Here is a 12,755-nt window from a genome sequence, read left to right as displayed (position 1 = left end):
CCGCGCGCTCTTTCGCGTCGTCCAGATCGCGAAACTCCTCCGATTGGTACGGCACGCCTGACCGGTCGGACAGCGGTCATGAGTGAGCCGCTGCATTATCAGCTACAAGGCGAGCAACCCGGTTGGGCCGATCGGCCGGAACGATTTCGATCCGCTTGGGCCCCGGACCGTCATCGAGGCTCCAGCTTGGCAGCTCAACCACGAAACTGCCCGAGCATCCTCCGATGGTGACAGACGCGACCTTCCGTCCGGCGTTCGCGTAGATGACGAGTTGTGGGGGATGCCAGAGGGTTTCGCTGGTTGCGTAGAGCTGTATCGCGCATTGGGTTGGGGATTGCCGCTTGATCAGTTGGGCGTTGATGCCTCGCGCCTTCAAATGCGTGAGCACATGGCCAAGAGCCGCATCTTGGGCTGCTGCCGCCTCCTCCGTTATCGGCCGGCAGAGGAGACTGACATCTGGTTCTGCTGACTGTGTGTCCGCCATGGCCCAACCGTAGGGAAGCCCAGGTCAGAGTGTCTGTGGCACTTTTATTTGACCTTGGCCAGAAAGTGCCACAGCTACGGCTCAAGACCGATCGCGTCGGCGAGCGCCCGCGTCTCCGGTGTCAGGGTCCGACGCCTGCCGATGATCGTTTTGAGCATACCTTTGGCGTAGCGCTGATTTGGCAGCCACTCTGGGGCCTCGCGCGAGAGCTGGGACAAGATATCTAGGGCCTTGTCGTATTCACGCAGCATGACGCGGGCGTTGGCGACGTCCAACAGGTGGCGATTCCGGTTGTCGCTGGTCGGTCTCAACCCGGGCGGTACCTCCTGTGCAAGTTGTAGGGCCCGCTCCGGCTGGGACTCGATGATGGCGTTCTCCACCCGTTTCATTTGGACCGTGGCAGGGCCGAATGTCGTGAAGTATTCGTGGTAGCTGCCATGCTCGCGCCCCATGCGAACGGCTCCGGACAGCGCAAGGCGCATCATTTCGTCAGCCTCATCTGGCCGGTTGTCCCGGATCGCCGCTGCGCTGCCCCTCAGCAGCAGCCAACCCCATGCCGACAGCTCGGTATTGGTTGCTCTCGACATACGGGGCTCGATCTCGTCCGCCCAGTCGACCGCGCGGACACGCGCCTCATCGAGACGACGTTCCCGCAAAAGCAGCCAACAGAGTGTGATGACGGCCGACGCCGCTTCAATGCGGTCGCCTGTCTCGATCGCGTCGGACACAGCCCCTTCGAGGGCCGTCTCCGCGACGTCGAACACCCGGGTCTGTGTTGCCAGCGAGCCGACCAGTTGTAAGACCCTCGCGCGGATGGCCAGCGCTCCCGGACCGCCCTGCTCAACCAGTGTTTGCGCTTCCTTCACGAGCACGGGCAACACAGTGAGCAGTTCGGCGTATTGATCTTCGTGGTAGAGCCGCACGGCCCCAGCCACAGCCGACCGCAAACCCGTTGCAGTCGGGGCGTCTTCAAGGTCGGTGGCGCCGGCCTGGAGCGCTTCTCGTAGCGGCACCAGGTTCGGGTGTCCGTTCTCCGGCCGAGAGGCTCTGTCAGCCTCCAGCAGCGTGCTGGTGGTCACCCCAAGGGCTCCGGCCCACTTCCGTAGCGTCTCGATACGCACACTCTTGCGCTCGCCTTGCTCCACCTTCCGGATCAGGGACAGGGCGACGCCGGACAGTGCGGCCAACTCACGCTGGCTCAGGCCACATCGCTTGCGGATGGACTGGAGGCGTTCGCCCAACATGCTTCCTATCCTGCTGCAAGAACGTGCCGCCCGGAGGGAACAGGCGCACGTACGTCACGGCGCACGCGTCTCCGTCCGGTCCACCGGGCCCACGTCCTGAGTCGTGCGGCTATTCTTTCGGCCGTGTCCGCACTACCCGAGTTGTACGTCGCCGTCGACGTCGAGGCCGACGGGCCCATTCCCGGCCCGTACAGCATGATCTCCCTGGGCATGGCGGTGGCCGGGCGGGAGCACCTGTCCTTCTACACCGAGTTACGGCCGATCTCCGACGAGTTCGTGCCCGAGGCGCTGGCCGTCTCGGGGCTCGACCGCGACCGGCTGTTGCGCGAGGCGCCGGCCCCCGAGGTCGCGATGGCGGCGGCGGCCCGCTGGGTGAACGGGCTGCGGAAGATCGGGCGGCCGGTGTTCCTGGCCGCGCCGGCGGTGTGGGACGGCATGTTCGTGTACTTCTTCCGGTACACCGGCAAGAGCCCGTTCGGGGCCACCGGATCAGGGGTGGACCTGCGGAGTTACTGGATGGGGCTGACCGGGAGCGAGTGGTCCCAGACGCACAAGGGGAAGATCAAGCGGCGGCTGGGCCTGGAGGGCGTGCCGCACACGCATCACGCGGGAGAGGACGCGGCCGAGCTGGCGCAGGTGTTCGACGCGGTGCTGAGGCGCGAGCCCTCGTCCGGCGACGCCGGGCCGAGGCGTGAGCCCTCCTCCGATGACGCCGGGTCGAGGCGCGAGCCCCCGTCTGCCTGAGCAGGGTCGGCTGCGAGGCTCCTGTCCGACTTCTCAGCAGATCTTCAGAATTCGCGAAGAATCCATTGAGGAATCCCGGAGACGTTGGAGTCGACCAAGGCCCTCGCATCCGGACGGTGGTCCCTTACATGATCTCTACTTCCTCTCAGCAGACGGCTCGGACGGCCGCGCGCCCGGCGCGCAGGCGTCGCCCGGCGGGCGCCGCCGCGTTGCGGCTCGGCCTGCTGGCGCTGGTCGCGACCGGCATCGTGGGCGCCGCCCTCGAACTCGCCTTCGAGCGCCACTGGCAGTCTCCCGTCCAGCTCGTCCCGTGGGCGGCCCTGGCGCTGCTCGTGGTCGCGTTGGCGCTGCTCGGCCTGCGCGACTCGGGGCGCGCACTCACCGTGGCGCGGGTGCTGGCGGTGGTCGTCCTGCTCGCCTCGGCGTACGGGGTCTTCATGCACATGGCGGTCAACCGCGGCATGGGCGGCGCGATGGAGCCCGGCTGGGACTCGCTCTCGCCGCTCACCCAGTGGTGGTACGCGCTGACGAAGACGGTCGGCGCGGCCCCGCCGCTCGCGCCCGGCATGCTCGCCCAGAGCGCCCTGCTCCTGCTGCTGGCGAGCGTGGCCCCGAGGGGCCGTTCGTCAAGGTGAGCGCACGCGACGGGGTCAGGGGCGGCGGTAGGCGAGCAGGTAGCGCCAGAAGAGCAGCCTGCTGACGGTGGCCCCGGGCAGCAGGACGGCCGCCTGCCTCCGGATCTCGTCCAGCGGCAGCTCCGGCCGCTGGACCGGGGCGGGGCTCGGGGTGCCCCGGCCCGCCGTGGCGACCCTGGCCACCGCGTTGACCGGTACGGCGACCAGGCTCCAGGCGTAGTCCGCGGCCGTCGTCTCCGGGTAGCACCCGAGCACGGCCAGCACGCCGCCGGGGGCCAGCGCGTCCCTGAGCCTGGTGACGGTGTCGAACGGCACGTGGTGGAGGCTCGCCAGGCACGAGATGTAGGAGTAGCGGCCCGCGCCCAGTTCCATCCGCGTGATGTCGGCGTGGTGGTAGCGGACGCCCTGCGCAGGGGCGGCGGCCTCGATCACCTCCTCGGCCGGGTCCACCGCGTCCACCTCCAGCCCGAGGGCGGCCAGGCGGCGCGCGAACCGTCCGGTCCCGCAGCCGACGTCCAGCGCCGTCTTCGCGCCCGGCGGCACCAGACGCAGGAGCCGCCGGTGGTAGTGGTCGTTGTGGTCGAACGCCATGCTCAGTCCCCCTTCGGGCCGCCCCTTTTCCGGCCCGCGTATCTGAGCAAGGGTGCCGCATGCGCCCGGCCCACGCAGCCCGGTTTGGCAAGGTTGGCGAAGAACGCCCCGTGGCGTGAAAGTTTCAGCCGTGGTTGACGGCATCGCCCCCACACCTCATGATCATGGTGCTTCCTGGTCAGGAGGAGGCGTCGAGTGACCACCCGCCCCCCAGTACGAGGTGCGCCGATGCCGAGAACCCGCTTACGAGCCGCGTTGACCGTCCTGCTGACGCTGGCCGCCCTCAACGCCCCCACCGTGCAGGCCCCCGCCGCGCACGCCGACGCCGACCCTGTCACGGTGACCGTCAACGCCCGAGCCGGGCTCGCCACCGTCCCGGAGACGGGGCTCGGCGCCAACCACGCGATCTGGGACCCGAACCTGGGCACCGACCAGACCGCCGACCTCCTCAAAGACGCCGGTACGAAGCTGCTGCGCTACCCCGGCGGCTCCTACTCCGACATCTACCACTGGGCCGACCACACCGCCCCGGGCGGCTACGTGGCCCCGAACACCGACTTCGACACCTTCATGCGCGGCGTACGACGTACGGGGGCGCAGGCCATGGTGACCGCCAACTACGGCACCGGCACCGCCCAGGAGGCCGCCGCCTGGGTGCGCCACGCCAACGTGGTCAAGGGCTACGGCATCACGTACTGGGAGATCGGCAACGAGAACTACGGCAACGGCCACTACGGCGCCGCCTGGGAGGCGGACGACCACGCCGACAAGAGCCCCGCCGAGTACGCCCGCCACGTCGTGGCCTACGCCGACGCGATGAAGGCGGTCGATCCCACCATCAAGATCGGCGCGGTGCTGACCACCCCCGCCAACTGGCCCGACGCCATCGTCGCCGAGGGCGACAGCGGCTCCTGGAACGAGGTCGTGCTGTCCATCGCCGGGCCGAAGATCGACTTCGTGATCCTGCACTGGTACCCGGGCGCCCTGGACCGGGCCGGGCACGTCCCCGACATGATCCAGCTCACCCGCGAGCAGCTCGCCGAGCACGCCGGGCCCGGCGCCGAGCGGATCGGCATCGCGATGACCGAGTTCAACACGGGCTCCAGCAGCAACGGCACCAACACCCAGCCCGGCGCCCTGGCCGCCGCGGACGCCTACGCCACGCTGCTGGCCAACGGGGTGTTCACGGTGGACTGGTGGAACGTGCACAACGGCATCGGGGCCGTCACCGAGGTCGAGGGGCACACCGACTACGGCGACTTCGGCCTGCTGTCGAGCGCCGCGTGCACCTCCGACGGCACCGTGTGCGAACCGGCACTCAACACGCCCTTCGCGCCGTACTACGCGCTGCAGATGGTGAGCAGGTTCGCCCGGCCGGGCGACCGGTTCGTCCGGGCCGCGACCGGCCAGGCGAAGGTGAGCGCGCACGCGGCCCGCCGCCCCGACGGCGACCTGGCCGTGCTGCTGGTCAACACCTCGTCCGACACGTCGTACCCGGTGGAGATCGACTACGTGGGCTTCAGCCCGGCCTCGGGCGCGCCGACCGTCCTGACCCACACGAACGGCGCGACCTCCATCACCACGTCCGCCACCGGCAGCGCGACCGCCCGTACGCTGCCGCCGCTGTCGCTGACCACGCTCGTCGTCCGTTCAGAGGCGACCGAGACCGGCCGTCCGGGCGTCCCAGGACAGCCCTCCGTCACCGCCGTGACCGACCGGGCCGCCACCATCACCTGGCCCGCCGCCGCCCCCGGCGCCCGCCCGATCGCCAAGTACGAGGTGCTCCGCCAGAACGGCGCCGTCACCGAGCAGCTCGGCGAGACCACCGGCACCACGTTCACCGTACGCAACCTGCGGCCCGGCACCCGCTACACGGTCAACGTGATCGCCCGTGACGGCGGCGGCGCCCAGTCGTGGCCGTCGTCGCCGCTGACGTTCACCACCGGCACCCCGGCGGCCAGTTCGTGCGACGTACGGCTGACCGTCCAGTCCGACTGGGCCAGCGGCTACGTCGGCGCCCTGGACATCACCAACAACGGCGCCCCGCTGAACGGCTGGACGTTGTCCTTCACCTGGCCGAGGCCGTGGCAGAGCCTGGGCAGCGGATGGAACGCGGTCTGGACGCAGGAGGGCTCGACCGTCAAGGTCGTCAACGAGGCCGGGAACGGCTCGCTGGCCACGGGCGCGTCGGCCACGGTCGGTTTCGTCGGCAACTACACCGGCCCGAACGTGCTCCCGTCCGTCTTCACCCTGAACGGCACGGTCTGTTCATCGGCATAGACGAGGCCGGGTGGGACGGCTCAGCGCGCCTCCTGGATGCGGATCATGTTGCCCGCGGGATCGCGTACCGCGCAGTCGCGAACCCCGTACGGCTGCTCGGCGGGCTCCTGGACCACCTCGGCGTCGCCGTCGCGCAGCCGCGAGAAGAGGCCGTCGAGGTCGGCGGTGGCCAGCACGATGCCGGCGTAGGTGCCCTTGGCCATCATCTCGGTGATGGTGCGGCGCTCGTCGTCGGTGATGCCGGGGTCGGCGGTCGGCGGCTGCAGGACGATGGACGTGTCGGGCTGGTCGGCGGGGCCGACCGTGATCCAGCGCATCCCGTCGTAGCCGACGTCGTTGCGGACCTCGAAGCCGAGCACGTCGCGGTAGAAGGTCAGCGTCGCGTCAGGGTCGTCATGGGGCAGGAAGCTGGCGTGAATGGAGACGTTCATACAGGTCAGGCTAGTTGCGGCTGCGCAGACCTGGCTTCTCGATTCCTGACCGGTCGCGTCACCTGCCTCGCCACGCACGACGGCATCCCCGCCGTAGCGCGCGCCGCCCGGCTCCGGTAGACGCTGGGCGGCACGCCGACCAGTTCGGTGAAGCGCGTGCTGAAGCTGCCCAGCGACGAGCAGCCGACCGCGAAGCAGACCTCGGTGACGCTGAGGTCGCCACGGCGCAGCAGCGCCATCGCGCGCTCGATGCGCCGCGTCATCAGGTAGCCGTACGGCGACTCACCGTAGGCGAGCCGGAACTGGCGGCTGAGGTGCCCGGCCGACATGTTCACGCCACGGGCGAGCGCCTCGACGTCGAGCGGCTGCGCGTACTCCCGGTCGATCCGGTCGCGGACGCGACGCAGGAGCGCGAGGTCGCGCAGGTGCTGCGCCGCGGCGGGTCTGCTCGTCACATGCGCATGGTACGTCGCACCTGGGGGTGGTACGCCCAGCGCGCACTTCTGTCACGGTTTCCGCATCACACGGGCGTATCAGGTGCGTCACCGTTGAAGAGATCGCTCTTGCTCTCGGTCCGGCCCTGCGCCGAAGGTCTACTGAGCGGGCGAAGGGGGAGGCATGCGGGGGCCGTTGGTCGTCAAAAGGGCGCTCAGCGAGCCGCTGCTCCTCCTGGCCGCGTTCGGGTCGATCCTGCTGGCGACCGTCACGCTGGTGACGCTGACGATGTACGCCACCTCCATCGACGACGCCGGCGTCCGCAGGGCGATGGAGACGGCCTCGTACCGGGAGCGGACCACCACGGTCAGCGCCCTGGTCACCGCCGAGACCCTGCCCCGCTACGACCGGGCCGTACGCGACGAGCTGGCCCGGGTCTACACCGCCCCACCACCCGTCACCACCAGCCTCCGTTCCGACTCGTACGTCATGCCGGGACAGGACGGCGAGGAGCTGCCCGAGTTGCTCAGGTTCGGCAGCCACGACGGGCTCGGCGAGCACGCCCGGCTGGTGTCGGGCAGGTGGCCGCGCGCCGGCGGGCCGGTCGTCGAGGCGGCGATCTCCCGGTCGGCGGCCGTGGCCACCGGGTTCGGGACCGGCCGGGAGTTCGTCACGAAGGGGCGGCTCGACCGGCGGCCGGTCACGGTGCGCGTCGTGGGCGTCTTCCAGCTCGACGACCCCGTGGGCGAGCGCTGGGCGGGCGAGGACCTCCTGAGCAGGGGCGCGGAACGCGGCGAGTACACCACGTACGGGCCGCTGATGGTGCCGAGGGAGACGTTCGTCGCGCGCTTCGCCACCGGCGTCAGGGCCATCTGGACCGCCGAGCCCGACCTCACCACGCTGGCCCCCGAACGGCTGCGCCCGCTGGCGGAGGCGATCGACCGGACGGGCGACCGGCTGACGGCGGCCGGCTGCGCGAACTGCGTGGCCGCCAGCCGCCTGCCCGAGATCCTCACCCAGCTCGCCACCGCGTCCCTGGTGACCCGCTCGACCATGCTGATCCCGGTGCTGCAACTGCTGCTGCTCGCCGCGTACGCGCTGACGCTCACCGCGCGGCTGCTGGCCGACCACCGCCGCATGGAGGTGGCGCTGCTGCGCTCGCGCGGCGCGGGCACGGTGCGCCTGGCCGCGCTGGCGGCCGGTGAGGCGCTGCTGGTGGCGCTCCCGTGCGCGGTCGTCGCGCCGTTGCTCGGCCCGCCGCTGCTCGCGCTGGTCCACCGGTTGCCGTGGATCAGGGCCTCGGGGGTGCGCCTCACGCCGTCGCCCGACCTCGGCGCGTTCCTCGTGTCGTTCGGCGTGGCGCTGGCCGCGGCCGTGCTGCTGGCGCTGCCGAGCCTGGCGGGCGCGCGGCGTACGTACGTGGAGGAGCAGTCGGCGCGCGGCCGCGGCGTGCGGGGGCTGGTCGAACGGGCGGGCGCGGACCTGGCGCTGCTGGCGGTGGCCGCGCTGGCGATCTGGCAGTTGCGACGCTACGGCGCTCCTGTCACCGTGACGGCGGCGGGCGGGCTCGGCGTCGACCCGCTGATCATCTCCGGCCCGGCGCTGGCCCTGCTCGCGGGCGGCCTGCTGGGGCTGCGGCTGGTGCCTCGGGTGTCACGGCTGGCCGAACGGCTGACCTCGCGCAGGCGCACGCTCGCCCCCGCGCTGGGGGCCTGGCAGGTCAGCAGGCGCCCGCTCAAGTACGCCGGTCCCGCGCTGCTGCTGACCCTGGCGATCGCGATGGGCGTCCTGTCCATGGCCACCACCGCCACCTGGCAGGCGTCCCAGCTCGACCAGGCGAACCACCAGGCGGGGGCCGACCTGCGGCTGTCGGGGCCGGCCGAGGGGGCGGAGCTGGGGTCGCTCGGGCGCGGCACGGCGTTCACCGCGCTGCCCGGCGTCACCGCGGCCTCCCCCGCCTTCCGCGGCCAGGTCGAGGTGAGCGGCGAGAGCGCGCTGCTGCTCGGGCTCGACGCCGCGAAGCTCGGCGAGCTGTTCGACCTGCGCCCCGACCTGTCCGCGCAGACGGTCGCGCAGATGTCCCTGGCCCTCGCCGGGCGCCAGGCGGGCAGGCTGGACCTCCCCGGTCAGCCGCGCGCCCTCACCGTGCGGGTCGAGGCGGACGCCGCCGCGACGGCGCGGCTGGTGCTGTCCGACGCGCTGGGCGTGTGGCAGGAGCTGCCGCTGGGCGACCTGCGGGAGGGCGCGAACCGGATCGACCTCGATCTGACCGCACTCGCCGGACGCTCCGGCGAGATCACGTACCCGCTCGCCCTGCGCGGCCTCATCACGGGCGAACCTGCCGGGCCGGGCGGCGCCGTTCGCCTGACCGGGCTGAGCGCGGACGGCCGCGACGTGCCGGTGTCCCAGGCCGTCGGCGCGGCACCGGGTGTGATCGCCTTCGCCCCGTCCAGGGAGCCGGAGCCGCTGCCCGTGGTGCTCACCCCTGGCCTGGCCGCCGCGCTCGAGCTGGGCGTCGGGCAGAGCGGGCCGGCCCGCCTGGCCGGACGGGTCCAGCAGGTCGAGGTGGTCGGCATCGTGACGAGCATGCCGACGAGCGCTCCCGGGCAGCAGGCCGTGCTCGCCGACTGGGGGACGATGCAGGCGTACGAGCTGGCCGCTGCGCGGTCGCCCCGCCCCGCCACGGAGTGGTGGCTGGCCGCCGCCGACACCGTACCGGCGCGGGAGATCCTCCGCGACAACCCCCAGTGGGACGTGACCGCGCTCGACCGGCGTGAGCTGACCGCCGAGCTGCGGGACGACCCGCTGGCCAGCGGACTGCAGGGGGCGCTGATCCTGGGGTTCGCCGCGGCGCTCGGGTTCGCGGTGCTCGGGTTCCTGGTGAACGCCGTGGTCGCGGCGCGGGAGCGGAGCGCCGAGTTCGCCGTCCTGCGGGCGCTCGGGACCAGTCCCCGTCAGATGTTCGGAATGCTGGTGACGGAGCAGGCGTTCGTGATCGGGTTGTCGCCGGTGGCCGGCACCGCGCTCGCCGTGGTCGTCGGGAACCTGGTGGTCCCGCGCATCGTCCTGACCGGGCAGGCGTCGGCGGTCACGCCCGGCGTGCTGCTCCACCTCCCGTGGGCGGCCACGGCCGCGCTGCTGGCGCTGGTGGCGGGAGTGCTGTTCACGATCGTCGCCGGGCTGGCCCGGCACCTGCGGCGCGGGCAGAGCGTGGAGGAGCGATGAGGATCCCGCTGGGCGTACGTGAGCACGCGGGGACCGCGGCACTGCTCGCCGCGCTGACGGCGGTCGCCTGCCTGCTGCTCGCCGGGCTGCCCAGGACCATGCAGGGGGCGTTCGACGCGGCGCTGCGCGAGACGCTGACCACCGCCCCCGCCGTACAGGCCGATCTGACCGTGACGGGCGAACCGGCCACACCCGACGGCGACCTGCACGAACGCGCCCAGCTCGAATCCCACGACCCCCGCTGGCGCGAACTCCTCCCCGCGGCGCTGCGGCCCCTGGTCAGGCCCGCCGGTCACGTCAGCGCCAAGACCGTCCGCACCCCCGTCACCGAGACCGGCGACCCCCTCCACTACCTCAACCTCGGCTGGCTGTCCGACGCCGACCGGCGGGTGAACTGGGTACAGGGCCGCGCGCCCGGCAAGTCGTCCACCATGCTCCACCAGGGCACCACGATCCCGGTGGTCGAGGTGGGCGTCGTGGACGAGGCCGTACGCATGATGGGCCTGCGGATCGGCCAGACCAAGGTGATCGGCGAGAGCGCCCAGGTCGCGGTGAAGATCGTCGGCGTCTTCGCGGCCAAGGACCCGGGCGACCGCTCCTGGAGCCATGACGCCGACATCCTGCACGTCACCTGGGTGGTGCCGATGACCGCGCCGGAGCAGTTCCACACCACGACGCTGATGTCCGACGACGGGCTGAGCGTGCTCGACAGCAGGAAATACCACCTGACCTACCGCTGGGTGCTCCCCCTCGACGGGCGGGCCGCGAACGCGCTCGCCGCGCCCGACGTCGAGGCGGCGGTCGCCGAGCTCCAGCGGCAACTGGCGGTCCAGGGAACGAGCACCATCAACCACCGCCTGGTCACCGGGCTCCCCCAACTGCTCGGCGACTTCGGAGTCGCCCTGTCCGCCGTGCGGACCATCGTCTACCTGGTGCTCGGCGGGCTGCTCGCGGTCGCGCTGGGCGTGATCGCGCTGGGCGTACGGCTGCTGACCGACCGGATGGGGCACACCCTGACGCTCGCGCGGGCGCGCGGCGGGTCGCTGTGGCAGGTGGCGGGCGCGGGGGCCGCGCTGACCGCGCTCGCGGTGTGGCCCGCGGCCCTGGCCGGGTACGCGCTGTCGTACCTCGTGCCGGGGCCCGTGCTGCCGATCGTACACCTCGGGCCGGCGGTCGTGGCCGGCGCCGCCGTGGCCTTCGCCGTGGCCCGGGTGGTGCTCGCGCACCGCACGCCGCTGCACGAGCACCGCGACGACGTGGTGGCGGTGCGGCCGTCCGCGCGGCGGGTGACGGTGGAGGCGCTGGTCGTCGTGCTCGCGCCGGTGGGCGCGTACCTGCTGCGGGCCCGCGGGACGGCCGGGTCCGCGCAGCAGGATCCGTTCCTGTTGCTGATCCCGGTCGCGCTGGCGCTCGCCGCCGCGCTGATCACCTTGCGGTGCTACCCGTACCCGCTGCGGCTGCTCGTCCGGCTGGCCGCGCGGGGGCGGGGCGCCGTGCCGTTCCTGGGGCTGACCAGGGCGGCCAGGGCGCGCTCCGCCAGCGCTCTGCCGGTGCTGATCCTGCTGCCCGCGCTGAGCGTGTCGGTGTTCGCCTCGGTGATCCACGACGGGATCGCCACCACGCAGCGGTCGGCGTCCTGGCAGAAGGTGGGCGCGCCGATCAAGCTGACCTCGATCGGGGACATCCCACCCGAGGTCGTCGAGCGCGTACGCCGGGCCCCCGGGGTCGAGCAGGTGGCGCTCGCCTACACGGGCCGGGTGCAGTTGGGTGACACCGGGGAGCGGCCGTACGCCGTCGCCGTGGACCTCGCGCGGTGGCGGCAGGTCGCCGGTGACGCGCCCATCGACCTGCCCACGCTGTCAGGAAGCCGGTCCGCGCTGCTCTCCCCAGGGCTGGGCGGCCGGGGGACCTTCGAGATGAGGTGGCTGTCGCCGGTGACGCTGACCGCCCAGGGCGTGATCGACTCGGTGCCCGGGTTCTACTCCGACGGGCAGTTCCTCCTGGTGCCGCGTGAGGTGCTGCCATGGCCTGCCGCGAACACCCTGCTGATCAGGGGCGACGCCGCGCCCGCCGAGCTGGCGCGGCTGGTCCCGTCGGCCACCGTGGAGACACAGGAGCAGGCGCTGGCCGCCATCCAGGCCGACCCGCTCACCGGCACGGTCTCCTCGTCGCTGCTCGTGGTGACGGTGGCGCTGGGGGCGTACGCGCTGGCCGCGATCGTCCTGTCGCTGGTCATCGGGGCGCCCGACCGGGTCAGGGCGGTGTCGCTCCTGCGTACGCTGGGCCTGTCCGACCGGCAGGCCAGGCGGTTGACCGTGCTGGAGCTGCTGCCCATGGTCCTCGTCACGGCGCTGGTGGGCCTCGGGCTCGGCCTGGTGCTGCCGGGGGCGCTCGGCCCCGGCGTGGACATGGCCTCGTACGCCGGTGGCCTGCCCGTCGGCGGCTACGCCCCCGGCCTGCTCACGCCCCTGGCGCTGGCGGGCGGGCTGGCCGTCTGCGCCGTGTTCGGCGCGTACGCGCACACCGCCGTCGGCCGCCGCCGCAACCTCGGCGCCGTCCTCCGCGTGGGTGACCTGCCGTGAACGCGCCGTAGCGGCCCGCAGGGAAAGCGCAGGTCAAGGACTTGTACGGAACGCGGGGGCACGCCACCCGATCCGTTAACCTTCCCAAAGGGGCACATATAGGA

At 72.1% G+C, this 12,755-nt stretch carries 10 protein-coding genes; 5 read left to right on the top strand and 5 right to left on the bottom strand.

What is annotated here, in order from left to right:
* Positions 1-76: 76 nt before the first annotated feature.
* A complete protein-coding gene (locus ACZ6S0_RS46685; protein WP_465926413.1) occupies positions 77-484 on the bottom strand; it encodes a hypothetical protein in 408 nt (135 codons plus the stop codon).
* Between the two features lie 74 nt (positions 485-558).
* The gene (locus ACZ6S0_RS46680; protein ID WP_465926411.1) at positions 559-1,728 is read right to left on the bottom strand and encodes a helix-turn-helix domain-containing protein; all 1,170 of its coding nucleotides are present in this window, start codon (positions 1,726-1,728) and stop codon (positions 559-561) included.
* A gap of 123 nt (positions 1,729-1,851) precedes the next feature.
* On the opposite strand from ACZ6S0_RS46680, the gene ACZ6S0_RS46675 reads away from it, so the two are divergent.
* Together ACZ6S0_RS46675 and ACZ6S0_RS46670 are read left to right on the top strand one after the other, a co-directional pair.
* Entirely contained in the window at positions 1,852-2,472 is a 621-nt protein-coding gene (locus tag ACZ6S0_RS46675; protein WP_465926409.1) for an exonuclease, read from the top strand.
* Between the two features lie 128 nt (positions 2,473-2,600).
* Positions 2,601-3,107: a hypothetical protein gene (locus tag ACZ6S0_RS46670; protein WP_465926407.1), complete on the top strand. Its 507-nt coding sequence runs from the start codon at positions 2,601-2,603 to the stop codon at positions 3,105-3,107.
* Between the two features lie 15 nt (positions 3,108-3,122).
* On the opposite strand, the gene ACZ6S0_RS46665 is transcribed toward ACZ6S0_RS46670, so the two are convergent.
* A complete protein-coding gene (locus ACZ6S0_RS46665) occupies positions 3,123-3,698 on the bottom strand; it encodes a class I SAM-dependent methyltransferase (protein ID WP_465926405.1) in 576 nt (191 codons plus the stop codon).
* Between the two features lie 228 nt (positions 3,699-3,926).
* Between ACZ6S0_RS46665 and ACZ6S0_RS46660 the strand changes: the two genes are divergently transcribed.
* On the top strand, positions 3,927-5,978 hold the full coding sequence (locus ACZ6S0_RS46660) for a cellulose binding domain-containing protein (RefSeq protein ID WP_465926403.1): 2,052 nt from the start codon (positions 3,927-3,929) through the stop codon (positions 5,976-5,978).
* 20 nt (positions 5,979-5,998) lie between these two features.
* On the opposite strand, the gene ACZ6S0_RS46655 is transcribed toward ACZ6S0_RS46660, so the two are convergent.
* Both ACZ6S0_RS46655 and ACZ6S0_RS46650 read right to left on the bottom strand, forming a co-directional pair.
* Entirely contained in the window at positions 5,999-6,409 is a 411-nt protein-coding gene (locus ACZ6S0_RS46655) for a VOC family protein (protein ID WP_465926401.1), read from the bottom strand.
* Between the two features lie 5 nt (positions 6,410-6,414).
* Positions 6,415-6,864, bottom strand: a complete 450-nt coding sequence (locus ACZ6S0_RS46650; protein WP_465926399.1) for a helix-turn-helix transcriptional regulator — start codon at positions 6,862-6,864, stop codon at positions 6,415-6,417.
* A 163-nt stretch (positions 6,865-7,027) separates the two neighbouring features.
* Here ACZ6S0_RS46650 and ACZ6S0_RS46645 point away from each other — a divergent pair, with 163 nt between their 5' ends.
* Entirely contained in the window at positions 7,028-10,069 is a 3,042-nt protein-coding gene (locus tag ACZ6S0_RS46645) for an ABC transporter permease (RefSeq protein ID WP_465926396.1), read from the top strand.
* A complete protein-coding gene (locus tag ACZ6S0_RS46640; protein ID WP_465926394.1) occupies positions 10,066-12,651 on the top strand; it encodes an FtsX-like permease family protein in 2,586 nt (861 codons plus the stop codon). The genes ACZ6S0_RS46645 and ACZ6S0_RS46640 overlap by 4 nt, the downstream gene beginning before the upstream one ends.
* Positions 12,652-12,755 lie beyond the last annotated feature (104 nt).

Source organism: Nonomuraea sp. NPDC051298 (assembly GCF_055586305.1).
This window is presented reverse-complemented; position numbering and strand designations above follow the sequence as displayed.

Excerpts from the sequence above, each read along its gene's own strand:
- ACZ6S0_RS46685 (WP_465926413.1), bottom strand. The coding sequence starts at position 484 with ATGGCGGACACACAGTCAGCAGAACCAGATGTCAGTCTCCTCTGCCGG.
- ACZ6S0_RS46680 (WP_465926411.1), bottom strand. The coding sequence starts at position 1,728 with ATGTTGGGCGAACGCCTCCAGTCCATCCGCAAGCGATGTGGCCTGAGC.
- ACZ6S0_RS46670 (WP_465926407.1), top strand. The coding sequence starts at position 2,601 with ATGATCTCTACTTCCTCTCAGCAGACGGCTCGGACGGCCGCGCGCCCG.
- ACZ6S0_RS46665 (WP_465926405.1), bottom strand. The coding sequence starts at position 3,698 with ATGGCGTTCGACCACAACGACCACTACCACCGGCGGCTCCTGCGTCTG.
- ACZ6S0_RS46660 (WP_465926403.1), top strand. The coding sequence starts at position 3,927 with ATGCCGAGAACCCGCTTACGAGCCGCGTTGACCGTCCTGCTGACGCTG.
- ACZ6S0_RS46655 (WP_465926401.1), bottom strand. The coding sequence starts at position 6,409 with ATGAACGTCTCCATTCACGCCAGCTTCCTGCCCCATGACGACCCTGAC.
- ACZ6S0_RS46645 (WP_465926396.1), top strand. The coding sequence starts at position 7,028 with ATGCGGGGGCCGTTGGTCGTCAAAAGGGCGCTCAGCGAGCCGCTGCTC.
- ACZ6S0_RS46640 (WP_465926394.1), top strand. The coding sequence starts at position 10,066 with ATGAGGATCCCGCTGGGCGTACGTGAGCACGCGGGGACCGCGGCACTG.